Annotated in this window: 18 protein-coding genes; 7 read left to right on the forward strand and 11 right to left on the reverse strand. The window is 49.6% G+C overall.

Going from position 1 to position 25,488, the window contains the following annotated elements:
- Positions 1-341 precede the first annotated feature (341 nt).
- The 5 genes from dusB to EZMO1_RS27005 all read left to right on the forward strand — a co-directional run bounded on the left by dusB (position 342) and on the right by EZMO1_RS27005 (position 5,075).
- Positions 342-1,391: a tRNA dihydrouridine synthase DusB gene (dusB, locus tag EZMO1_RS19955; RefSeq protein ID WP_222842148.1), complete on the forward strand. Its 1,050-nt coding sequence runs from the start codon at positions 342-344 to the stop codon at positions 1,389-1,391.
- Positions 1,388-1,690, forward strand: coding sequence for a DNA-binding transcriptional regulator Fis (gene fis, locus EZMO1_RS19960; protein WP_082212067.1), 303 nt, complete (start codon positions 1,388-1,390; stop codon positions 1,688-1,690). The genes dusB and fis overlap by 4 nt, the downstream gene beginning before the upstream one ends.
- 178 nt (positions 1,691-1,868) lie before the next feature.
- Positions 1,869-3,461, forward strand: coding sequence for a bifunctional phosphoribosylaminoimidazolecarboxamide formyltransferase/IMP cyclohydrolase (purH, locus tag EZMO1_RS19965; protein ID WP_034877326.1), 1,593 nt, complete (start codon positions 1,869-1,871; stop codon positions 3,459-3,461).
- 107 nt (positions 3,462-3,568) lie between these two features.
- The gene (purD, locus tag EZMO1_RS19970; protein WP_034875958.1) at positions 3,569-4,855 is read left to right on the forward strand and encodes a phosphoribosylamine--glycine ligase; all 1,287 of its coding nucleotides are present in this window, start codon (positions 3,569-3,571) and stop codon (positions 4,853-4,855) included.
- A gap of 49 nt (positions 4,856-4,904) precedes the next feature.
- Complete coding sequence (locus EZMO1_RS27005; RefSeq protein ID WP_160174055.1) at positions 4,905-5,075, forward strand: hypothetical protein; 171 nt, start codon at positions 4,905-4,907, stop codon at positions 5,073-5,075.
- Positions 5,076-5,097: 22 nt separating this feature from the next.
- Here EZMO1_RS27005 and hemE read toward each other — a convergent pair whose 3' ends face one another.
- The 10 genes from hemE to EZMO1_RS20020 form a co-directional block, all read right to left on the reverse strand.
- Complete coding sequence (gene hemE / locus EZMO1_RS19975) at positions 5,098-6,159, reverse strand: uroporphyrinogen decarboxylase (RefSeq protein WP_034875956.1); 1,062 nt, start codon at positions 6,157-6,159, stop codon at positions 5,098-5,100.
- Between the two features lie 95 nt (positions 6,160-6,254).
- A complete protein-coding gene (locus EZMO1_RS19980; protein WP_034875955.1) occupies positions 6,255-7,685 on the reverse strand; it encodes an FAD-dependent oxidoreductase in 1,431 nt (476 codons plus the stop codon).
- A gap of 57 nt (positions 7,686-7,742) precedes the next feature.
- The gene (gene gltB, locus EZMO1_RS19985; RefSeq protein ID WP_034875954.1) at positions 7,743-12,200 is read right to left on the reverse strand and encodes a glutamate synthase large subunit; all 4,458 of its coding nucleotides are present in this window, start codon (positions 12,198-12,200) and stop codon (positions 7,743-7,745) included.
- A gap of 501 nt (positions 12,201-12,701) precedes the next feature.
- Positions 12,702-13,784 (reverse strand): 3-dehydroquinate synthase, encoded by a 1,083-nt coding sequence (gene aroB, locus EZMO1_RS19990; RefSeq protein WP_034875952.1) that lies wholly within the window; start codon positions 13,782-13,784, stop codon positions 12,702-12,704.
- Positions 13,784-14,308: a shikimate kinase AroK gene (gene aroK, locus EZMO1_RS19995; RefSeq protein WP_034875951.1), complete on the reverse strand. Its 525-nt coding sequence runs from the start codon at positions 14,306-14,308 to the stop codon at positions 13,784-13,786. Before aroK ends, aroB begins: the two co-directional genes overlap by 1 nt.
- A 125-nt stretch (positions 14,309-14,433) precedes the next feature.
- Positions 14,434-16,443: a type IV pilus secretin PilQ gene (locus EZMO1_RS20000; RefSeq protein ID WP_034875950.1), complete on the reverse strand. Its 2,010-nt coding sequence runs from the start codon at positions 16,441-16,443 to the stop codon at positions 14,434-14,436.
- A 262-nt stretch (positions 16,444-16,705) separates the two neighbouring features.
- Entirely contained in the window at positions 16,706-17,227 is a 522-nt protein-coding gene (locus EZMO1_RS20005) for a pilus assembly protein PilP (protein WP_034875947.1), read from the reverse strand.
- On the reverse strand, positions 17,227-17,856 hold the full coding sequence (locus tag EZMO1_RS20010; RefSeq protein ID WP_034875945.1) for a type IV pilus inner membrane component PilO: 630 nt from the start codon (positions 17,854-17,856) through the stop codon (positions 17,227-17,229). The genes EZMO1_RS20005 and EZMO1_RS20010 overlap by 1 nt, the downstream gene beginning before the upstream one ends.
- Positions 17,853-18,422, reverse strand: a complete 570-nt coding sequence (locus EZMO1_RS20015) for a PilN domain-containing protein (protein WP_034875943.1) — start codon at positions 18,420-18,422, stop codon at positions 17,853-17,855. Before EZMO1_RS20015 ends, EZMO1_RS20010 begins: the two co-directional genes overlap by 4 nt.
- Positions 18,422-19,495: a pilus assembly protein PilM gene (locus tag EZMO1_RS20020; RefSeq protein WP_338030426.1), complete on the reverse strand. Its 1,074-nt coding sequence runs from the start codon at positions 19,493-19,495 to the stop codon at positions 18,422-18,424. The genes EZMO1_RS20015 and EZMO1_RS20020 overlap by 1 nt, the downstream gene beginning before the upstream one ends.
- Before the next feature lie 292 nt (positions 19,496-19,787).
- On the opposite strand from EZMO1_RS20020, the gene EZMO1_RS20025 reads away from it, so the two are divergent.
- Entirely contained in the window at positions 19,788-22,307 is a 2,520-nt protein-coding gene (locus EZMO1_RS20025) for a penicillin-binding protein 1A (protein ID WP_236632017.1), read from the forward strand.
- Positions 22,308-22,440: 133 nt separating this feature from the next.
- Positions 22,441-24,000 (forward strand): RCC1 domain-containing protein, encoded by a 1,560-nt coding sequence (locus EZMO1_RS20030; protein ID WP_034875939.1) that lies wholly within the window; start codon positions 22,441-22,443, stop codon positions 23,998-24,000.
- On the opposite strand, the gene EZMO1_RS20035 is transcribed toward EZMO1_RS20030, so the two are convergent.
- Positions 23,997-25,424, reverse strand: coding sequence for a transposase (locus EZMO1_RS20035; RefSeq protein ID WP_145912468.1), 1,428 nt, complete (start codon positions 25,422-25,424; stop codon positions 23,997-23,999). The two genes, EZMO1_RS20030 and EZMO1_RS20035, sit on opposite strands and share 4 nt — an antisense overlap.
- Between the last annotated feature and the right edge of the window lie 64 nt (positions 25,425-25,488).

The following is a 25,488-nucleotide window of genomic DNA, read 5'->3' on the forward strand; positions in this document are numbered from 1 at the left end:
TTCACTTTCGTACATTTTTTGTACAGAGTATGATGATAGATCGGATCACGGTTAATAAGTCTGTACAGCTGATCCGTCAGGTGGCTTTTCTGCAAAGCTCTTTATCCAGAGTGACCATTAGCTGCCCGAAGTTGTCCACTCATGTTGTACGTTATTTTTCCTAGGAGGCTGTCCGAAAATAGCGCCCGTAGCGAGGATCGTAGAAAATTGAGGATAAAAATCCGGTTTTGAGAGGAGAATAGCGAGCTATTTGACGAACAAAAGCGGATTTTTAGACCAATTTACTACGACCGCAGTAGGGCAGTCTATTATCGGACAGCCTCCTAGTCAGAGGCACCCTTTTGTTGAAGATTGGCCCATATACCATCGAGAATCCCGTTATTCTGGCACCAATGGCAGGTGTAACGGATCGCCCTTTTCGCCAGCTGTGTCTGGAGATGGGCGCAGGCATGGCGGTATCCGAAATGGTTACCAGCAACTCGAAACTCTGGAACACCCGAAAGTCCAGATTACGTATGGACCACAGCGGTGAACACGAGCCACGTTCTGTCCAGATTGCCGGCAGCGAGCCTGCCCAAATGGCGGAAGCCGCCCGGGCAAATCAGGAGCGCGGGGCACAGATCATCGACATCAACATGGGATGTCCGGCCAAAAAAGTATGCAACAAAGCCGCAGGCTCCGCTCTGATGAAAGAACCGGAACTGGTCAGGCAGATACTGCAGGCCGTCGTTACGGCTGTTGATATTCCAGTCACTTTAAAGATCAGAACAGGCTGGAGCCCTGATCAGAAAAATGCACTGGATATAGCCAGAATGGCACAGGATTGTGGCATACAGGCACTTTCCGTTCACGGAAGAACAAGACAGTGCATGTATAAAGGCGAAGCCGAATACGACACGATCCGCAGCGTCTGCGAGGCAATAGACATTCCGGTGATTGCCAATGGCGACATCACAACACCGGAAAAAGCGAAGCAAGTGTTTGAGTGGACCGGGGCAAATGCCGTCATGGTCGGCAGGGCAGCCCAGGGAAGACCCTGGATTTTCAGAGAGATTAATCATTATCTGAAAAATGGAGAAAAGCTGCCAGAGCCTGAATCGGAAGAAGTGCAGCGAATCCTGCTCGGACACCTCAATGCCCTTTACGAGTTCTACGGAGAACATCAGGGGGTACGCATCGCCAGAAAACACGTTGGCTGGTATTTGCAGGCCAAGCCATCAGGTTCCGAGCTGAGGAAGCAATTCAACAGACTGGAATCTGCAGAAACACAAGAAAACTGCATTCTGGAGTATTTTCAGAGTTTTTCAGAGAACGACACAATCAGATATTCAGAGACCTCGCTAGAAAGTGCGGCTCAGGATAGGGGTAAAAAAAAGGACATAGCAGCATGACAGCCACACAAGTTTTTGTAGAAGACCGCAATGCAGGCGCTCATCATCTGGTCGGCAAAGTCGAGAGCGAGAGCCAGACTCTGCGCGACAGCGTTGAGAAAGCCATGAACAACTACTTCGCACATCTGGACGGCCAGGAAGTGACTGACGTATACGAAATGGTTCTGTCCGAGGTTGAAGCACCACTGCTGGAAACCGTTATGGCTTACGTAAAAGGTAACCAGACAAAAGCAGCCATTCTGCTGGGTCTGAACCGTGGTACTTTGCGCAAGAAGCTGAAGCAGTACGGTTTGCTGTAAAAACGGATAAGGCTATTATGAAGGCGGCTTTTTAGCCGCCTTTTTGTTGCTTCAAATTTTTCGAACGGATATTCAGAATAATTGCTGCAAAAAACAACGGTACCGGCTAAAATCTGCCAGCTTAACAGGCAACACTAACCTTCAGCTGTATCTTACAGCTGCTTCAGAGAAAGGAAAGATGGCAGTAGATTCCCCTGTATCTCCTATTCGTCGAGCTCTTATCAGCGTATCTGATAAAACCGGTATTGTAGAATTTGCCAGTGCGCTGCATCAGCGTTCTGTAGACATTCTCTCCACAGGTGGCACTTATAAGCTACTGATTGATAACGATATCCCTGCCACCGAGATCTCTTCCTACACCGGTTTTCCGGAAATGATGGATGGCCGTGTCAAAACCCTGCACCCCAAAGTCCACGGTGGCATTCTGGGCCGCAGCGGTCAGGATGAAGCGATCATGGCCGAACATGGCATCAGCCCGATTGACCTGGTAGTGGTCAACCTGTATCCGTTTGAGCAGACCATTGCCCGGGAAGACTGCGACCTGCCCACCGCCATTGAAAACATCGATATCGGCGGCCCCACCATGGTGCGATCGGCTGCCAAAAATCATCGAGACACCACGATTGTTGTGAATGCCAGCGACTATGCTCGGGTTCTAGAAGAAATGGATAGCAATGACAATGGCGTCACCGCCGCTACCCGTTTCGATCTCGCTGTTCAGGCCTTTGAGCACACAGCCCATTACGATGGTGCCATTGCCAACTATCTTGGCAAACGGGTCCATCAGAGTGAAAGCGATGCTGACCAAGAGTTCCCACGCACATTCAACACCCAGTTCCAGAAAGCGCAGGTCATGCGTTATGGTGAGAACCCTCACCAGAAAGCGGCGTTTTACGTTGAAAAGAACGCGCCTGCCGGAACCATTGCCTCAGCTCAGCAAATTCAGGGCAAAGCGCTTTCCTACAACAACATCGCAGACACCGACGCAGCCCTGGAATGTGTAAAAACCTTTGAAGAGCCCGCCTGCGTGATCGTTAAACACGCCAATCCCTGCGGTGTGGCTGTCGCCGAAACCCCTCTCGACGCTTACGATCTGGCCTATGCCACCGACCCAACCTCTGCGTTTGGTGGCATTATTGCCTTCAACCGGACATTGGATGCTGAGACCGCAAAAGCCATTATCGAGCGGCAGTTTGTGGAAGTGATTATCGCACCAGCGGTCGATACAGCAGCCAGAGAAATTGTTGCCAGTAAAAAAAATGTTCGTCTGCTGGAATGTGGTACCCTTCCAGAGAAACCAGCACCCTTCCTTGATTTCAAGCGGGTTAACGGCGGCTTGCTGGTTCAGGACTGCGACCAGTTTGTGACCACCCACGCCAACATGAAAGTTGTGACAGACCGGGCTCCAACCGAAGCCGAATTAAAAGACCTGTTGTTTGCCTGGAAAGTCGGCAAATTCGTTAAATCCAACGCCATCGTTTATGCCAAAAATAATCAAACCATTGGTGTGGGAGCGGGTCAGATGAGTCGTGTTTACAGTGCCAAAATCGCGGGTATCAAGGCGGCCGATGAAAACCTTGAAGTTCCCGGATCCGTCATGGCGTCTGATGCTTTCTTTCCGTTCCGCGATGGTATTGATGCAGCTGCCAAAGCCGGTGTAACGGCGGTGATTCAACCCGGTGGTTCCATGCGTGATCAGGAAGTCATTGACGCTGCCAATGAAGCAGGCATTGCCATGGTATTCACCGGTGTTCGCCACTTCCGCCATTGATAAGTAACACTGACATCACTCTCGTCTCTAATATTCTTTCGGGTTCACAATGGTTAAACTGCTAACCAGCGTGAACCCATAAAAAGCACCTGAAGGACAGGCAAATCATGAAAGTGCTGATCATCGGAAACGGCGGCCGCGAACATGCTCTGGCATGGAAGGTGGCTCAGGATCAAAACGTACAACAGGTTTTTGTGGCGCCCGGCAATGCCGGTACACACCTTGAGTCCGGCATTACCAATGTCAACATCGGTGTACTGGAGCTGGACAAGCTGGTTGCTTTTGCCAGAGAAGAAGCCATTGATCTCACCATTGTTGGGCCTGAGGCGCCTCTGGTGGCAGGCATTGTGGATCGTTTTGAGGCCGAAAGCCTGAACATCTTTGGCCCGACACAGGCTGCAGCCCAGCTTGAGGGTTCCAAAGCGTTCACCAAAGATTTCCTCGCCCGTCATAACATACCAACCGCTGACTACCAGAACTTTACCGAGATTGAACCCGCCAAAGCTTACGTACGGGAAAAAGGCGCCCCCATCGTGGTCAAAGCCGACGGCCTCGCTGCGGGTAAAGGCGTTATTCTCGCGCAAACGGAACAGGAAGCGTTTGCCGCTATCGACGATATGCTGGCAGGCAATGCCTTTGGCGAAGCCGGACACCGGGTAGTTATTGAAGAGTTTCTGACCGGTGAAGAAGCCAGCTTCATCGTTATGGTCGATGGCAAAAATATTTTGCCTATGGCCACCAGCCAGGACCACAAGGCGCGTGATAATGGCGACAAAGGGCCAAACACTGGCGGCATGGGTGCTTATTCACCCGCACCGGTGGTAACACTGGCTATCCATGACCGAGCCATGAAAGAAGTCATTATTCCAACCGTTGAAGGCATGGCGGCTGAAGGCAATGTCTACAAAGGTTTCCTGTATGCCGGTCTTATGATCGACACAAAAGGAACCCCTAAGGTGTTGGAATACAACTGTCGTTTTGGTGACCCTGAAACCCAGCCTATTATGATGCGCCTGCAGTCCAGTCTTGCCCAACTCTGCCTTGCCGGAGCAAAAGGGGAGCTGAATACCGTCCAACCTGAATGGGATTCCCGCACAGCATTAGGCGTTGTTATGGCTGCCGGAGGCTACCCTGCTGAATACCGCAAAGGGGATCAGATTACCGGTATCGAAGGCGCTAATAACAACAACTGTAAGGTATTCCACGCAGGCACCCAGCTGGAAGGCGATGACGTATTCACTAATGGTGGTCGTGTACTCTGTGTGACCGCTCTTGGCGAGTCAGCAAAAATTGCTCAGATGATGGCTTATCAAGGTGTCAAAAAGGTGAATTGGAAAGATGCCTACTACCGCACCGATATTGGATACCGGGCGATAGTCAGAGAAGAAGCATAAGCATTTAATGTAATTATTTCAGACAGGTGGCTCAGGCCCCTGTCTCTTATTGCCAGCAATTACACGTCAGGCGCGCAAGGCCAAAAAACTGGGCATACGAAGTATTCTGACCAAACCTGTGACTCGATTCACTCTGCAAAAGGCACTGGCGAAGTCGATTGGAACAGACAAAGAACCCGCGCAATCGGAACCCAAACGCAAAATAGCAGAACCCGCGTAACAGGCAGGCTCTGCGGGCCCGCTCAATGATAATCTTGAGACAACTCATGCACCGCATGAACAAAAACAGCGGCTTTTTCCGGCTCGACGAACTGATGAATTCCGTGTCCAAGATTAAACACATGACCGTCGCCTGAACCAAATTGCTGTAGAATCTTTCCTACTTCCTGTCGAATGCGCTGAGGAGAGGCATACAGCACTGAAGGATCCATATTCCCCTGTAAAGCCACTTTACCACCTATGCGGTTTCTGGCATCCGATATATTGGTTGTCCAGTCCAGCCCAAGAGCATCAGTACCGGTTTCAGCCATCCACTCCAGCCATTGGCCACCGTTTTTGGTAAACAGTATCACCGGCACCCGACGGCCTTCATGCTCCCTGATCAATCCGGAAACAATCTTTTGCATATAGTTGAGAGAAAACGCCTGATAGCAGTCCGGAGACAACACACCGCCCCAGGTATCAAAGATCTGAACCGCCTGAGCACCCGCCTGTATCTGGGCATTCAGATAAGCGGTAACCGACTCGGCCAATACCGTTAACAACTGATGCAGTGCCTGAGGCTGGTCGTACATCATGGCCTTTACAAGACGGAAGTCTTTGCTGCTGCCACCTTCCACCATATAGGTCGCCAGTGTCCACGGACTACCTGAAAAACCAATTAAAGGCACCCTGCCATTCAACTCCCGACGAATAACCCGAACCGCATCCATCACGTAACCAAGGTCTTTTTCAGGATCAGGCGCACTCAGCCGTTCAATATCGGCGGGCGTCCTGACCGGCTGTTTAAACCTCGGCCCTTCACCGGTTTCAAAATACAGACCAAGCCCCATCGCATCAGGAATAGTCAGGATGTCTGAAAACAAAATCGCGGCATCCAGAGGAAAACGTTCCAGCGGTTGAAGGGTCACTTCACAGGCAAACTCCGGATTCTGGCACAATGACATAAAGTCACCGGCTTCTTTTCTCAGAGCCCGGTATTCCGGCAAATAACGCCCGGCCTGACGCATCATCCAGACCGGAGTCACATCCACAGGTTCCCGCAGCAGAGCCTTTAACAGACGATCATTTTTTAATTCAGCCATACTCACCTCTGACCCTGACCCGAACCTTGTCGCGTTATTATTGATAGAAGAAAGTTATTAATAGAAAAAAGGAAGCTCACAGCTTCCCTTTTCAATCAAACATCCAAATAGTCAAGAATACCTTCTGCGGCCTGTCGCCCTTCCCAAATGGCCGTCACCACCAGATCAGAACCACGAACCATATCGCCTCCGGCAAACACTTTCGGGTTAGACGTCTGAAACTTGTACTGTGCCTGTTCAGGCGCCACCACACGACCACTTTCGTCCATCTGGATATCGTGATCTTCAAACCATGTAGCAGGACTTGGCCTGAAACCAAAAGCGATCAGCACCGCATCGGCTTCAAGGATTTCCTCACTTCCGGGAATAACCTGTGGACGACGACGACCGTTTTCATCCGGTTCTCCCAGCTCGGTGGACACCAGTTTGATACCTTCAACCTTGCCATCACCCACAATACCAACCGGCTGACGATTGAACAGGAACTTCACACCTTCCTGTTTGGCATTGGCTACTTCACGACGGGAACCGGGCATATTCTCTTCATCCCGGCGATAGGCACAGGTAACGCTGGCAGCGCCCTGACGAATGGAAGTCCGGTTACAGTCCATAGCCGTATCACCACCACCCAACACCACAACTCTTTTGCCTTTGAGATCAATAAAGTCAGTTTCATTTTGCTCAAAGCCAAGGTTGCGATTGACACTGGAAACCAGAAACGGCAACGCTTCATAAACACCCGGCAGACTTTCACCTTCAAAGCCGCCTTTCATGTAGGTATAGGTGCCCATACCCATAAAGACAGCGTCGTATTCTTTCAGCAGTTCCGCCATCTGCACATCTTTCCCGATCTCGGTGTTCAGCTGGAATTCGATCCCCATCTCGGTAAAGATTTCACGACGGCGGGACATCACGTTTTTTTCCAGCTTGAATTCGGGAATACCAAAAGTGAGCAGCCCACCGATTTCCGGATATTTATCAAACACCACCGGCTTCACACCATTGCGTGCCAGAATATCCGCACAACCCAGGCCTGCTGGCCCCGCACCAATAACAGCCACCTTTTTATCGGTCCACTCAACCTCTGACATATCCGGGCGCCAGCCCAGTGCCAGCGCTGTATCGGTAATGTATTTCTCAGTGGCACCAATGGTCACTGCACCAAAACCGTCATTCAGGGTGCAGGCACCTTCACACAGACGATCCTGTGGACATACACGACCACAGACTTCCGGCAGACTGTTGGTCTGATGGGACAATTCGGCTGCTTCAAACAGGTTCCCTTCAGACACCAGTTTCAGCCAGTCAGGAATGTAATTGTGTACCGGACATTTCCATTCACAGTAAGGGTTGCCGCAGGACAGGCAACGATGCGCCTGCCGCTTCACTTCGGTTTCACTGTAAGGCTTATAAATTTCCACAAAGTCCTGCTTGCGGGCTCTGAGCGTTTTTTTCTCAGGATCTTTGCGGTTCACTTCCACAAACTGAAAGTGATTGTTTAATCGGTTGCTACTGTAATGTGACATATCTGCCTGACCTCATTCGCTGTAATCATTAACGTTATTGCAACTTCCATGGACACCCTATTCAGGACGTCCGCGGGTGGTTGCCAGCAATGAGTCCAGATCCGCAGCCTTTGGCTTCACCAGCCAGAAGCGACCGCGGTAGTCATAGAACTCTTCATGCAGCTCACGTCCCCATTCACTGCCCGTTTTGTTGGCATAGTCTTCCAGCAGCCTCATCAGGTGCGACTGGTACATTTCCATGCTTTCAGTATCAATGCGGTGAATCTCTACCAATTCGTGGTTATAACGATCCACAAAGTGTCGATGCAGGTCCAACACATAGGCAAAACCACCGGTCATACCAGCACCGAAGTTATGCCCTGTCTCGCCCAGCACCACCACCAGACCACCGGTCATGTATTCACAGCAGTGATCACCGGCACCCTCAACAATGGCCGTCGCACCGGAGTTACGCACAGCCAGTCGTTCACCGGCTCGACCAGCTGCGTACAGTTGCCCGCCGGTTGCACCATACAAACAGGTATTACCGATGATGGCGGTTTCATTGGATTTAAACGTACTGCCCTGTGGCGGACGAATCACCAGCTCACCACCGGTCATGCCCTTACCCACATAATCATTGGCGTCGCCTTCCAGATGCATGTTCAAACCACCGGCATTCCAGACACCAAAACTCTGTCCGGCAGTACCCGTCAGGCTGAGCTGTATCGGATTATCATTCATCCCGTGGTTGCCATGTCGTTTGGCAATTTCGCCAGACAAACGGGCACCAATCGAACGGTCACAGTTGCCAACGGTGTAAGTAAACTCACCACCCTGACCACTTTCAATAGCTGACAGGCAATCCTTCACCATCTGCTCGGCCAGTTCACCTTTATCAAACGCAGGGTTACGTGCTACCTGACAGGTGTGCGGCTTATCTTCAGGTATCTGGTCACTACCAAGAATCGCCGACAAATCCAGATGCTTCTGTTTATCGCCTACCCCCGGAAGCTGCTCCAGCAGGTCTGTACGACCAATGACGTCTTCAAGACGGTTGACGCCGAGTTTTCCCAGAATCTCACGCACTTCAGTGGCAACAAATGTGAAGAAATTCATAATCATATCAACGGTTCCATTGAAGTGATTATCACGCAGATTCTTGTCCTGTGTCGCCACACCTGTCGCACAGTTATTGAGGTGACAGATACGCAAGTACTTACATCCCATAGCGATCATCGGGGTTGTACCGAAGCCATAGCTTTCAGCACCAAGAATGGCTGCCTTCACCACATCCAGACCCGTCTTCAAACCACCATCCGTTTGCAAACGTACCTTGCCTCGCAGATCATTACCTCTCAGGGTTTGATGGGCTTCACTCAAGCCCATCTCCCACGGAGAACCCGCGTAGCGAATAGACGTCAACGGGCTGGCAGCAGTACCACCGTCGTAACCGGAAATAGTGATCAGATCTGCATAAGCTTTGGCAACACCTGCTGCAATCGTACCCACACCAGGCTCTGACACCAGTTTCACTGAAATCAGCGCATCAGGGTTCACCTGTTTCAGGTCAAAAATCAATTGCGCCAGATCTTCAATAGAATAAATATCATGGTGTGGCGGCGGTGAAATCAGGGTTACACCCGGCACCGAATAACGTAAACGGGCAATCAACCGGTTGACCTTACCTCCGGGAAGCTGACCGCCTTCACCCGGCTTGGCACCCTGAGCTACCTTGATCTGCAACACCTCGGCATTCACCAGATAGTGCGGGGTAACACCAAAACGCCCCGACGCAATCTGCTTGATCTTGGAAACACGATTGGTGCCATAACGGGTCGGGTCTTCGCCACCTTCACCCGAGTTAGAACGTCCACCCAGTGTATTCATCGCCTGCGCCAGGGCTTCGTGCGCTTCCGGCGAAAGAGCGCCAAGACTCATAGCCGCCGAATCAAAACGTCTGACAATATCAGACACTGACTCGACCTCATTCAGGCTGATGGATTGCCCGGTCTCTTTCAGGGTAAACAGATCGCGCAGGGTGGCCGCTGGACGTTCATTCACCAGTTTTGAGTAACGACGAAACTCTTCGTAGTCGCCGGTCTGAACCGCTTTCTGTATCTGTTGCACAACATCAGGGTTAAACGCATGGTACTCACTGTCGTGTACATACTTAAGCAAACCGCCCTGCTGAATAGGCTTACGCTTTTTCCACGCTTCATTCGCTAGCAGCAATTGCTCCTGCTGGAATTCGGCAAACCCTGCACCTTCAATACGGCTCTGAACGTCTTTAAAGCAGAGATCAACGACTTCTGTCGCCAGGCCAATTGCTTCAAACAACTGCGCTGCGCGATAGGAAGCCACTGTAGAGATACCCATCTTGGACAGAATCTTCATCAGACCCTTATCAATACCTTTACGGTAAGACTTGTAGGCATCCAGAGGGTCCGCCAGTACTTCGCCGGAACGAACCTGGTCGTTAACAATTTCGTAAGCGAGATATGGATAGATACAGGTCGCACCAAAGCCCAGCAATACCGCAAAGTGGTGAGAGTCCCGAGCTGTGCCCGTTTCTACCAGCAGATTAGCATCGGAACGCAAACCCTGATCGATCAGCCTGTGGTGTACAGCACCCGTTGCCATGGCTGCATGAATTGGCAATTTGTCCTGAGCAATGTCCCGGTCGGTCAGGTGAATGACCACCTTGCCATTTCGAACCGCCTCTTCAGCCTGATCACAAATAAATTCAACAGCCGCCTTCAGACCCACTGCCGGATCGTAGTTCAGGTCAATACGCTCCACTTCCAGATCTTCCATCTGGTGATGAGCATTAATCAGGTTCAGGAATTTGGTGGTCGAAAGCACAGGTGACTTCAGAATCACCCGATTCGCCAGTTCAGGTGACTCCTGAAACAGGTTTTTCTCGCGCCCCAGACAGGTTTCCAGCGACATCACAATCGCTTCACGCAGCGGGTCAATGGGCGGGTTAGTCACCTGAGCAAACTGTTGCCGGAAATAGTCGTACACCGAACGGGTTCTGCCCGACAAAACGGCCATCGGAGTGTCGTCCCCCATGGAGCCCACCGCTTCCTGACCGTTTTCCACCAGCGGACGAATGATCTGGTCACGTTCTTCAAAACTGACACCAAACAGCTTTTGGTGCGTATTCAGTGCAGCCGTATCCAGATGCTCAATCTTGTGGGCATCTTCACGGAAGTCTGAGCGGATTCGGTAGGAGTATTTCTTCAGCCACTGCTTGTAAGGCTGACGATCTTTCAACTGCTCATCAATGTCGTGTGCCTGTAACAGTTCGCCGGTCTGAGTATCAATTGCCAGTACTTCACCGGGGCCGACCCGGCCTTTGGCCACCACATCTTCAGGCTTGTAATCGTAAACTCCAATCTCGGACGCAACCGTCAGATAGCCGTTGCGGGTAATCACCCAGCGAGACGGGCGTAAACCATTACGGTCAAGAGCACAAACGGCTTTGCGACCATCCGACAGCACCAGACCGGCAGGGCCATCCCACGGTTCCATGTGCATGGAGTTGTATTCGTAGAAGGCGCGCAGACCCGGATCCATGGTATCTACGTTCTGCCAGGCAGGCGGAATCAGCATACGAATCGCACGATATAAGTCCACACCACCCGTGACCAGCAGTTCCAGCATGTTATCCAGAGAGGATGAATCAGAGCCGGTGCGGTTGACCAGCGGCGTAACCTGATCCAAACCCGGCAACAGTTCAGACTGGAATTTCTTGCGACGCGCCTGAGCCCAGTTCCGGTTACCCATAATGGTATTGATTTCGCCATTATGAGCCAGCAGGCGGAAAGGCTGTGCCAGTTTCCAGCGAGGCATGGTGTTGGTGGAAAAACGCTGATGGAAGACGCAGATAGCGGTTTCGAAGCGTGGGTCGCCCAGGTCTTCATAAAAGTTGGCAAGATCCACCGGCATCATCAAACCTTTGTAGGTGATGACGCGGGTTGAAAGCGAGCAGATATAAAAATCATCATCGCCTTCCATAACCATATTGGTGTGACGACGAGCCATGTACATCTTTGCCGAAAAAGCCACATCATCGAGATCGGCATCGCCAGTAATAAATACCTGCTCAATCACTGGCAATTGCTCTAGCGCAATAGGTCCAAGGCATTGGTTGTTAACCGGCACTTTCCGCCAGCCTGCAACGGACAACCCTTGCTCAGCCAGATCTCGTTCAATTTGATCACGAGCCGTCTGTGCTTTTTTCTGATCCTGGCTCAGGAAAATCATACCCACCGCGTACAATTCTGGCAGAGCCTGGCCGAACTGTTCTTTGGCAATGGTTCGAAAAAAGGTGTCAGGGGTTTGAATAAGCAGACCACAGCCGTCGCCTGTTTTGCCGTCGGCCGCAATGCCTCCGCGGTGCGTCATGCAGGTGAGTGCTTCAATTGCGGTCTTCAGGAGATCATGACTTCTGTTCCCCTCCATATGGGCAATAAGGCCGAAACCGCAGTTATCCCGAAACTCCCCAGGATTATACAGACCTGATTTCATAGGCAATTTTCATCCACTCAGTCGTCAGTCGTTTGTTATAGGGTTCGAGAGCTGTCTTCCTGACATTGATGACTGCTGTTTAAGAGGTATGTTTGGTTATAACAAAACCACTTCCTACCTCGCACCGCTTCCTGATTCTAGCGCAGATTTTTTTACAGCAGAGGCTGGTAACCTTTCCTGATAGCAGATAGATGATGAAAATTTATTCTGATTAAAAAGCTGCCGTCTAAAGCAACATCCACCTTGCACAGCTTTCCTGAAAAGCAGCTATCCTGAAAAACTGCCTTGAGCAAGCTCACCTTATGGAAAGTCTTTTGCCCGGACAGTCAGTCACCAGTTCGAACCAACTATTTTGTTTGTTATCTCCCTTTGCCCATTACTGTCGTTATTGGATAGTGTTTTATAGACAAAGGGCTGACCATTTTACATGGGCAGCCCTTTAATCACAAATATCAAAAAACAACAATAAGTGTTAACTTTTAACCGAATAGCATCTAACACCTAACAAGAACACATTTCCAGCAATGTTGAATCCAGTTCACCACGGTCAAATTCAGATGTCACAACCGCCTTGCCAACCTGCTCCAGAAGCACCAGTCTGAGACGACTGTCCAAAACCTTCTTATCCACCGCCATGATCTCAAGGAAGTTTTCGGGCGTCATACCTTCAGGGGGAAGAACTGGCAGGTTTGCCTGTTTCAGCAATTGTTGAAGCTGCTCTACCTGATCCTCTGAAATAGCGCCCAGACGACAGGACAGTTTGGCTGCCATCACCATCCCTGCAGCAACGGCTTCACCATGCAACCATTCACCATAACCAACGTGCGTTTCAATGGCATGGCCAAAAGTGTGACCAAGGTTCAGAATGGCCCGAATGCCCGCTTCTTTTTCATCCTCCGCCACCACTTTCGCTTTGTCTGCACAGGATCTGTGTATGGCATACACCAATGAGTCGGTATCACGCGCCATCAGTTTTGCAATATTGTCCTGCAACCAGCCATAAAACTCTGGATCACAGATAAGCCCGTATTTGATCACTTCGGCAATACCGGCAGACAGTTCACGATCAGGCAGAGTACCCAGAACATCTGTATCAATCATTACGGCATTCGGCTGATGAAATGCGCCGATCATATTCTTGCCAAGTGGATGATTAACCCCGGTTTTTCCACCGACGGAAGAGTCCACCTGAGACAGCACCGTGGTAGGAACCTGAATAAATTCAACACCTCGCTGGTAACAAGCTGCCGCAAAGCCAGCCATGTCGCCAACCACACCACCACCCAGCGCGATCAATGTGGTCGTTCGGTTATGGCGTGCCTGCAACAGCCCGTCAAAAACGGTCTCCAGTGTTTGCAGGTTCTTAAAAGCTTCGCCATCCGGCAATACGATATCGATAACGTCAAAATCGTTCAGCAACGATTTAAGTTTATTCAGGTACAGGGGCGCAATGGTTTCGTTGGTCACAATGGCGACCTGCTTTGCCCTGATATAAGGCGTCAGCTTTGAAGCATCAGACAACGTTCCGGAACCAATGAAGATAGGGTAACTGCGATCACCAAGATCAACCGTTAACTCAGGCATTACAATCCTCGACTTTGTTCTACAGCCTTGATGATTTCATTAATCAGAGACTTGAGAGAATAACGTTCAGTATCCAGAGTAAGGTCTGCCACACCGGAATAAAGAGGTTCCCGTTCTTTCAGCAGGTTTTCCAGCACCGCCTTGCGATCCGGCCTTTGCAGTAAAGGACGCTTTTTGTCCTTTGCCGTGCGTTCCAGCTGGGCTGCAACAGAAGCTTTCAGAAAAACCACAAACCCATTAGTCCCCAGATGTCGGCGGTTTTCCTCCTGGGTCACCGCTCCGCCACCGGTTGCAAGAACGACTCCACGCTCTTCACAGAGCTCCCGGATAACCTGACGCTCACGCTGGCGAAAGCCTTCCTCACCCTCAACATCAAATATCCAGGGGATATTCGCTCCGGTGCGCGCTTCCACCTCATGATCCGAATCATAGAATGGCAGTCCCAGCTCTTTTGCCAGCATCCTGCCAATAGTACTTTTTCCAGCCCCCATGGGCCCAACAAGATAAATATTTGTTAACGGCATCTCTTGTCGCCCGACCTCCTGCCTGTATGTAGGCGAGACTAGCGCATAGTACAAGTCTCTGACAAATAAAAAACGGGAGCGTTGTCCGTTAACAACGTTCCCGTTCAGGAAATGTTTGCCCGGTATCAGCGCAGAGCGACATTCTCGTTGATGATGCGAGGTGTGATGAAGATCATTAGTTCAGTTTTTTCATCACTGTTTGATTCCGTTCGAAAAAGTCTACCAACAAAAGGAACATCACCTAGAAGCGGCACCTTGGTAATATTTTTTTTGACCTCTTGAGTAAACACTCCGCCTAAAACCACTGTCCCGCCGTCTTTGACTAAAATCCTGGTATCAACTTCATTCTTATTGATAGTGGGCACACCGTTTACCGCATCTGCTCCTTGTGAATCATTCTTCACAATGACATCCATGATTACGCTACCTTCAGGTGTTATTTGTGGCGTTACTTCCAGAGACAACACTGCGTCTTTAAAGGCGACTGAAGTCGCACCGCTTGATGTTTTTTCTTCATATGGAATTTCTTTACCTGACTTTATCACTGCTTTAGTTTTATCTGCCGTGATAACTTTTGGCTGAGCAACCGACTCGCCTCCACCGTCAGAAATAACTGCATTCATTTCCAGATTTAATATCGTTGTATTCGAAGCAATTCCTATTTTAAAGTTACTTCCAGCAGAGCCAAAGTCAATATAAGGGTTGTCAGCGTTGCCTACATCACTTTCATTTCCCAATTTCCAGTTAATACCTAGTTCTTTATTATAATCCGTATCCAAATTAATGATTCTTGCCTCAATCATCACCTGCCTGACCGGAATATCGAGCCGGTCAATCAGGTTTCGGATTTCATCCAGTTTTTCCTGGGTATCCTTTACCAAAAGACTGTTGGTTCTGGCCACCACCTGAACCGAACCGCGCTCTGTCAACAGCCCGGAGTCTTCACTTTCTCCCGAAAGCACCCCAGAGATTTCTTTGGCATCAGCGTAGTTAATCTGAATCAAATCGGTATAGACCGGTGCCAGTTCGCGAATTTGCTTGTCATTTTCCAGCTGCTGACGCTCCCGCGCAGCAATTTCTTCTGCCGGGGCAACGGTGAGAACATTACCTTCCTGACGCTTATCCAGCCCTTTCGCCTTAAGCACAATATCCAGGGCCTGATCCCAGGGAACATTCTGCAAGCGCAGTGTTACATTGCCAGTAACAGTATCCGAGGCCACAAGGTTAAGGTCGGTAAAATCAGCGATCAGCTGCAATACTTCCCTGACTTTAATGTCCTGGAAGTTCAGGGATAACTTATCGCCTTTGTAGGAAAGACCTCGACGACCACGGTTATAACTCTGCTGGCTGACGGGCTTGACGCTGACGGTAACAACATTGTCGGCCTGATAGGCGAGATAATCGAACTCACCCTTCGGCTCAATGACGATCACGGCATTACCATCTTCTGTTTTCGCATCGATGTATTTTACCGGTGTGGCAAAATCCATAACATCAAGACGATTCCTTAAGCGCCCGGGTAATACATTACCCTGAAACTCCAGACGAATTCGCCCGGCCATTTCATTCATATCCATGGGAATATTGGCATTGGCCAGAGTAATAACGACATTACCCTCACCCTCTTCACCACGCTGAAAGTCTATATGGGTAATTCCGGTACCACCCGGATCAGCCATTGGCGCTCCTGACTCGGCCACCATGGGTGACGACCCCGGACCGCCGGAATAAGCACTCTGCTGACTATCCGCACCCAGGTAAACATAAAGAACGTTGCCGTCATTTTTGGTAGAAAACTTGGTCGGGCTGCGCAAATTAACAACCAGACGAGTTCGGTCGCCGGCTTGAAGCACTGTGACACTCTTGGCGTTATCAAAGCCAATTTCGTTATATTTGGCCAGCGAACTTCGGGTGAAAGGCAAATCAATGGAAATTCTAGGTGGCTGATCGACACTGTAGCCTTTTGCCTGGGGAGCCGGCCCGTCAAACATTAATTTCAGCTCCACCATGCCGCCGGACAAGGAGCCTGCATCCATCCTCTTAAGGGTAACGGCCCAGGCCAAGGTCGGCATCCACGCCAGCAAAACAAACAGCAGTAAAGCTGCCGAAGTCTGCACTACGGGCTTTCTATTCATCTAAATGCCCCATTCCTGTATTTATTATTATTGTTCTATTCGGCACTGTCCGGGAAAAATCCAGCTTTCCACTCATAATTCAAAAGAGCCCTTGGTTCTATACCCATTGGATTTCGAGATGCTACTAGGCGACAAGTGAGTGAAGTCCCGTGAGCCTACGAGTAGTAGGTGATCGGAGTGAGCGAACGCTGACAACAACGTAGCATCTTGAAAGGCGATGGGTATAATCAATCCATTGAAAAGAGGCCATTCGACAAAGAGGCTATTGCCCACCCAGAACAAGTGATCGTGGTCGCTCAATCCAGAAGTCTTCACCGGCAGGAACAATCTCCAAAACACGGAGTTCCCGCTCATCAATGTAATCTATGCGTCCATGATTACGCCCCATGTAATCACCTACTTTAACACGATGAACCCCTTCACTGCTGCGTACCAGTCCCCATAATCCATCTTCGTTGCTGATAGAGCCCACCAGCGAAATAGACTCTATGTCAAACTGCTCAAGATAATCCTTATCCCGGTTCAGGTCTGGCTTAACATTCTTGTTGAGCTGCTGGAGATTGGCTTTTAAAACAACAGGAAGTTCAAAAGGGCTGCGCATACCCGCTGCACGATAAGCAAACGCTTCATAAGGCTTGAATTCCGGTAAGGGCTCAATTTTACCTGTCGGTCTGGCGCGCATTTCCTTCATGTACTGGTCAAGGTCAGACTTACCGGTTTGTCCGCCACAGCCCAGAACCGACAGCATCGCCGCAACCAGAACACTCCACTGCCATCCTTTCATTATTCAGCCTCCCTATCGTTGTAACGATAAGTTCGGGCCAGAATGTCCATTTTCAACACACTGCCACCAGACGATGGATCAATGGCAAAGTCATGCAGAGTGACTATTCTCGGCAGACTGGCAACGCCACTGACGAAACTGCCCAGATCATGATAATTGCCCTTCACCGTAATACTGATTGGCAATTCAATATAAAACTCAGATATTTTTTCCGGCTGCAGCTTAATAGCCTCAAACTGCAGCCCGGCTCCCCGTCCCGTAAAGGTAATGTCTTCAAGCAGTCCGGGAACTTCTGTATCACTGGGCAACTGCTTAACCAATGCTCCAAAAGACTCTTCCATCTGCCGCATCTGTTCCCGATAGGCCCCAAGGTTCGCGGCCTGAAATGCTTTGACCCGAAACTGCTCTTTTAATTCTTCTTCTTTTGCAATTTCACGATCCAAGTGAGTCTGAAACCCGCGCAAATGAAACTGATAGCCCAAAAAAACAACAAGAATAAACACAAGAACACAGGCGGTAACTCGAACCGGCAGAGGCCAGGAGCCAACGTTTTCAAGATCCAGTTCTGACACATCAAATTCAGACAGATTAATCTCATTCAGTTTCTTAAACGAATCCGCAATACTCATGACCTGTCCTCTTCATCCTCGGTATCCGGAGTCGTCTGCTGAATTGTCAGGTCAAACTCATTCTGTCGCTCGCCGTTAGCTGTCACTTTTCGAACGGCTGTAAGATTCGGATCTGTAAACCATTCAGAACTATTAAAGTTCCGCATCAGAGCAGAAATCTGATTATTGGACTCGGCAATCCCTACCAGTTTAAGGGTGCTGTCTTCCATGGACACTTTTTTGAAATACACACCCTTTGGCACCACCCTGACCAGCTGATCAAACACACGAACGCTGACAGGCCGATTACCCTGCAACCCCTGGATAACAGTCATTCTCTCCAGCAGCTGCTCGCGCTTTTTACGAAGATCTTTGATCTCGGCAATGCTTTTATTGAGTTTTTTGATATGACTTTGCAAATACAGATTTCTACTGGCTTGAGCATTGACAGAACTACTAACGGCAAGGTCACCCAGGAAAACAACCGCTGCGCCGAGAACAATGCTCATCATCAACACAGTGATAAACCGTTTTTTCCGTTCTTCCCTGAGCTGCTCCCGCCAGGGTAGCAGGTTAATTCTGGCCATCAGTCAAAGCTCCTCATAGCTAACCCGCAGGCAATAGTCAGTGCCGGAGCGGTAGAAGCCAACTGGCTGGCATCCACTTTTCCGGCAACGGCCATTTTCGCAAAAGGGTTGGCAACAATGGTTTGTGTGCCCAGCTTGTCCTGCATGAGTGCGGCAAGACCGTTCAGAGATGAAGAGCCCCCGGAAAGAATAATGGCATCAACATCATTAAACCGGGTGGCAGAATAAAAAAACTGCAGAGATCGGGAAACCTGCTGAATAATGGCGTCCTTGAATGGCTCAAGCACTTCAGATTCATAGTCTCCGGGTAAACCGCCTTTACACTTGGCTTTTTCAGCTTCTTCCGGTTCCAGTCCGTAACGGCGCTGAATTTCATCCGTTAACTGACGACCACCGAACAGCTGTTCACGGGTATAAATGCTCTGTCCCTTACTGAGCACATTCAGTGATGTATTGCTCGCACCAATATCAATAATGGCTACCACCGGATCATCTTCAGGCAATTCCAGCGAATCTTCCAGCAATTCAAAAATTCGCTCCATGGCAAATGCTTCAACATCGACAACTTTTGCTTTCAGACCCGCTGCTTCCAGTGCCGTTTCACGCATTTCAACATTATCCCTGCGGCAGGCTGCCAACAGTACTTCTGCGCGTTCCGGATTATTTTCCTTGAGACCCAGCACTTCGAAATCAATTGCTACTTCATCAAGTGCAAAAGGAATATACTGGTCAGCCTCAACGGCAATCTGGGACTCCATCTCGTCATCACTGAGAGAGGCATCCATTTCAACGGTTTTGGTAATAACAGCAGAACCGGATACGGCGATAGCCGCGTTCTTTACACCCGAACGGGAGTGGGCAACCGCCTTTTCAATGGCCTCCCCAACGGCTTCGGTTTCCTGAATATTATTTTCAACCACTGCACCGGGCTTCAGGGCATGTTCACCAAAAGCTTCCACGCGATACTTATCGCCACTTCGGCTAAGCTCAAGAACTTTGACAGACGTTGAACTGATATCGATGCCAAGAACAGAATTAGATTTATTTTTGAACAGTCCCAACACGGAGCTCATCCCTGTTCACTTGTTATAAGAGGTATAATTTCAATTAAATATCAGTATTTGCTTTTCTGCAATTACCGCAACAGACGATGCATACTCCACTACCTAAATTCACCAAAACGTGACAGTTACGGACACAAAACCGTGTAATCACCCGATAACATCGTCAAAATAATTTCAGGGTAACGTAAACTTCCCCGTTTTGTAGGGCATCGGAGTATTTTCCCTTTATAATGCCCCCACAGGATCGGCTCAATGAGCTGACAGGCTCAGATAAACTGGATGTCCCAGCAGAATGAAGCGAATGGTTAAATTTTTAAAATTCATACTATGGAGTGGCCTTGCCGGTTGCGGTGGCGCGCTGTTAATCGCAGCCAGCGCCTATCTGTACCTGAGCCCTTCCCTGCCATCTGTTGAAACCCTGCGGGACGTTCACCTGCAAACCCCTTTACGGGTATTTACCCGCGACGAGAAGCTGCTGGCAGAATTTGGTGAAAAACGCCGGACACCAGTGCGTATAGAAGAAACCCCTGAATTTCTGATTCAGGCGTTTATGGCCGCAGAAGACGACCGGTTTTACTCTCATCCGGGTGTCGATATCGTTGGCCTGATGCGTGCAGCGGTGCAACTGGTTTCAACCGGTCGCATCCAGTCAGGTGGCAGCACCATCACCATGCAGGTGGCAAAAAACTTCTTTCTCAGTCACGAAAGAGTGTTTTCCCGTAAATTCAATGAAATACTGCTGGCCCTCCAGATTGAAAGGGAACTCGACAAGTCCGAAATCCTTGAACTGTATCTGAACAAAATTTATCTGGGTCAGCGGGCCTATGGCGTAGAAGCTGCGGCCCAGGTGTATTACGGCAAATCCATTGATGAACTGAATCTGGCCCAACTGGCAATGATTGCCGGTTTGCCCAAAGCACCATCACGCTATAACCCGGTCAATGACCCTGAAAGAGCATTGATTCGCAGGGACTGGATTCTCGGGCGAATGCTGGAATTAGGCTACATAAACGACTACAACTACCAGACATCTGTCGCTGAACCAGTGACTGCCCGCTACCACGGAGCCCGCATTGAACTTCAGGCTCCCTATGTAGCTGAAATGGTTCGTCAGGAAATGGTCGAACTTTACGGCCCTGAAACCTATACCGAGGGTTATCAGGTATACACGACGGTTGACAGTTCCCTGCAGGAAGCCGCCAACCAGGCCGTCGTTAATGGTCTGTTTGCCTATACCGAACGACATGGCTATCGCGGGCCGGTCACCAATCTCAATGAAGCCGACCGCAACCTTGAAATCAATAATTCCGAGATTCAGTCCAACGTTGACGTCTGGAAAGAAGCTCTGAAAAACGCCCGCGCCAGCCGAATCCTCATGCCTGCGGTAGTCACTGCCGTTGAAGACAAGACAGCTCATATCCTGCTGCGCAATGATGAAATTGATGTCATTGAATGGGACAACCTGAACTGGGCCAAACATTTCATCAATGTGAATGCCTTTGGCTACGACCCAAAATCCGCCAGTGATGTCTTGAAAGCAGGGGATCTGATCCTTGTGCGCCAAATGCCGGATGGTCGTTACCGCCTGAGTCAGGCACCCGAAGCCCAGTCATCCCTGGTTTCCATGAATCCGAAAGACGGTGCCATCCTGTCACTGGTCGGTGGTTTTAATTTCTTTGACAGCATGTATAACCGCTCAACGCAGGCCGTCAGACAGGCTGGCTCGTCCTTCAAACCCTTTGTCTACGCTGCTGCCATTAACGAAGGCTTAACGGCCGCCACCATGATTAACGACGCTCCTATGGTATTCGCCGATGAAGGGCTAGAAGGTACCTGGCGCCCGAACAACGACAACATGAAGTTCAATGGCCCCATGCGATTAAGGGAAGGCCTGTACCGCTCCCGAAACCTCGTATCCATTCGACTGCTGCGTGAAATTGGCATAAACCGCACCATCAATTTCCTTGAAGGTCTGGGGTTCGAAGACGGAACGATGGAACGCAACCTTGGGCTGGCTCTGGGTAACGTTTCCATGACACCTCTGCAATTGACCACCGGTTACGCCACAGTGGCCAATGGTGGCTACAAAGTCAGTCCCTATCTGATTGAACGTGTGGAGACCATGGACGAAGTGCTGTTCCGGGCTTCACCCGCAACCGCCTGCCCGAAGTGTGAAGACCTGCAGGGCGACACCGACCTGCAGGCCGATGCACAAACAGAACCATCAGAAATAGACTCAGGTTCAGCTATCGTGCTTGCCCAAGGCGACCATGATGACAATGTTGTTGATCTGACCGGCGAGCTGGATACTCAGCGCATTACTCCGGCAGAACAGGTGATGGACCCACGGGTGAATTACATTATCAACGACATCATGAACGACGTGATCTGGAAAGGCACAGGCCGTCGTGCACAAGTACTAAAGCGCCGTGATATTGCGGGTAAAACCGGTACCACCAACGACAGCAAAGACGCCTGGTTCGTTGGCTTTAACCCTGAAGTGCTGACCAGCGTCTGGGTGGGCATGGATGATTACACGACACTCGGTCGCTGGGAGTACGGTGCCAATGCCGCTCTGCCTGTCTGGATTGATTTCATGAAAGTCGCTCTGGACGGTAAGCCGGAACAACGTTTGCCACAACCCGAAGGCATGGTGTCCCTGCGCATTGATCCCAAAACCGGTCGTCTGGCACGCCAGGGCGATAACGACGCTATTTTCGAAATCTTCCGTCAGGAAAAAGCACCTACCACCGTGAGTGAAGGGGCTATGCCTTCCTTTGATGATTTTGGGCAGTCGTTCAAGCCTGAAGATCTTTTCTGATTTTTCCATATATTGGGTGCTGCCTGTGCGGCACCCACATCCATACCGTGTTTCCACCTATTACCCATACGTCAACTGACTAATAAAATCTGCCTTTCTGCACAACACATCTAAATATTCAAGAAGTAATAGAATGGACAGATTAGTCAAGACCGTTGCCGTTGTTGGGCTGTCGAGCCTTTTGGCTGCTTGCCTGGGTGGCGATGACAAACCAACCATCAAAAGCCTCAGCAAAGAAGGCGAAATCATCCCGGGAACCGTGCTTAAGGCAGTCTCGCGATGCAGCGACTGCAGTTCAGGAAGAACTCAGTATCAATGGATCGTTAGTCGTGATGAAGGAGAAATCGTAATCACAGGCGACACCTATCAGGTTACCGATGAAGACTTTGGTAAACCAATAAAACTTATCGCTACGCCATATAAAGGTTCAAAATCAGGCAGGGATGCTTATGTTGTTTTCCAACGTATTTCTCCTATAGAAGTGACTTCAAACCTTGGTTCAATGGCTGCCCTTAAAAATGATGGCAGTGTTGTTGCTTGGGGGATAGGTCGTAGCGGCGGAGATATCACTTCTGGAAGTAGCGGTGATCTTAGTAAAGAGGTTCGTGAAATTTTCTCTGGCACTTCGTCTCACGTTGCAATAAAAAATGATGGAAGTGTTGTTGCATGGGGTGATCCATTCTTTGGTGGTGATGTAAACCATGGCTCGGGCGGCAATTTACGTTCAGCTGTTAAAGCTGTCTTTCCAGGACGAGGCTCATACGCAGCTCTCAAAGAAGATGGTAGTGTTGTTGCGTGGGGGCGTTCTATGGGAGGAGGAGATGTCAACCACGGCAGTGGTGGCGATTTAAGCTCTGGAGTAACTGACATATTTGCGACCAGAAATGCTTATGCTGCTCTAAAAAAAGAAACTGGAGATGTGATTACTTGGGGACCTGCAAGAGATGGCAATATCAACTCAAGAGAATGTGGAGAAATAGCACCCGGCGTTACTGACATTGTTTCTAGCCTTGATGCTTTTGCAGCAATGAAAAAAGATTCCACTGTTATTACATGGGGAATATCCTCCTATTCAGATATCAAACTTGACTGCGACTCCAAGCATAATTCACACATTAAGGAGGTCGTTGCTAATGACAAGGCATTTGCAGCCTTAAGGATAGATGGAAGTGTTCTGGCTTGGGGTAGCAGAGATGCAGGAGGAGATACCAGTAATTCAACTGGTGGCGACGTTGATGTTGGCGCCGGTGTCACCAAAATCGTTTATACACCTCAAGCCTTTGCCGCTCGAAAAAGAGATGGCAGCGTTGTAGCTTGGGGAAGAGAGAGCTATGGAGGTGACTTGACTAATAGTAACGGCGACCTTAGCTCAGGTGTTATATCAATCGTGCCAAACAAACAGGCTTTTGCTGCACTCAAGGAGAACGGTAGTGTTGTCACTTGGGGACACGAAGATTTCGGTGGCAAAATTGATCCTGAAACTCTGGAACTACTGCAATCTGGCGTTATTGAAATTACTGCATCAGATCAAGCATTTGCAGCACTGAAAGATGACGGCAGTGTAGTTGCATGGGGAGATCCTGCCTTTGGTGGAAGTACTCAGATAGTAAGCAGTGGAGACTTATCTTCTGGTGTCATTAAACTCGATGCTGCAGTTTTACCTAAACAAGTAACGTATTTATCTCGATTCTAAGCTGCATCTAAAAGTTTAAACTTCCGGGCGTGTGCTTTGAGTGAGTCAGTTGCCTTTTGTTCTCCCAGGTCTCTACCAGCCATATGCCTGCTCGACTCCCGCTTGGGCAAAGTATGCTCTAAGGCTAAGGCCAGAGCCTTAAGCTCGGTATCTGGATCTTCCGATTCAACCACTGATTTCACCGTAGCAAGCAAGGCTTCTGCATTGAGGCGTTCGATCAGACAGCCTGCGGGCATTCCGGCCTGTTTGTTTTTCAGTAGGACGAATTGCTCAGGGTGCAGTAACAGCATGTGTTCGCACAGCAGGCTCAGGATCACGCCGCGCTGCGATCCGTCAGCACCTTGCTGTTTGCTCAACCTGTTCCAGCCACAATGAGCTTTCCAGTCTTGAATGAAAACCTCGACCAACCACCTCAAGGTGTAAATCCTGGCTATGTCGGTATGCCGCCATGACATATCTGAAGCCACCAGATAGCGATAATCCTCTTCACCCTCATACTTCAGGGCAATAACAAAACGTCTTTTCCCATGAGCCTTAACATACAGCCGAGCAGCCAGCATCGTGACCTGCTCTTCTTTGCCACCGCGTATTATGAGTTGAGTTTCAGCGCCTTTCTGGCGCGAAAAGTAAGCTTTGAGAGTCGCTTCCGAGTGGTTTCGGTTGGATACTTTCTGATTCGAGCGCAGTTGGCTGACAACCTGGGCTCCGCCTGTTATTTCCGCAGCCTTATCCATAAAGTCTCCTGTGCCATACAGTGCATCAGCGAGAATTGCTTTGATCGTAATGTTGGGAAACGAATCAACAAATTCTTGCAGCATAACCAGCGTCAACGACTGCATGGTGGGGTAACGAACATGATCTGGCTCAGGACGGTTCGGTCGTTCTTTTTTCTGAATGCCTTGCTTCCTGAGCGCCTTGTCTTTCTTCCTCCATGCAGATAACTCAGGGTCAGGAATATAAAAGCGAAACCCTACTGGAAAGGTAGCTACTTCAGTAACGAGCACCATAAACACCAGTTCCTGCCCATTAAAATAACCACCTGTTGATTTGTCTTTTATCTTATGGGCACCGTCGATTTTTGAAGTCCTTTTAGTGCGCTTTTTTCCTGTATCGTCGATAGCAAGGGTTCCACTTTGTATTCCATAGCGTAGAAGAATATTTCTGACGCTGGCCTGTAGCAGGCTTTGCCATGCAATTTCTGCTTGATAAAACATCCAGCACAGACGGGTCGCTTTGAATCTGCCTAAGCTTCTGCGCTCAAAAGCAGCCCAGTTAATAGTTTTAGTTACCACGATTCCCATGATAAAAACGCCCAGTGCCACTTTCTGGGATCTACTCAACTGCGCAGAGGAATTGATGGACTTGAGCGAATCATTCAAAGCATCCAGAAAGGCAGTGACAACGGGTAATGGGCGAATTAGCAAGATACGACACTTGACGGTTATTAAGTTCCTATGAGATCTTACCTCCAACCTGCTGCTGTGGCTA

The sequence above is a fragment of the Endozoicomonas montiporae CL-33 genome (genome assembly GCF_001583435.1).
Classification (GTDB): Bacteria; Pseudomonadota; Gammaproteobacteria; order Pseudomonadales; family Endozoicomonadaceae; genus Endozoicomonas_A; species Endozoicomonas_A montiporae.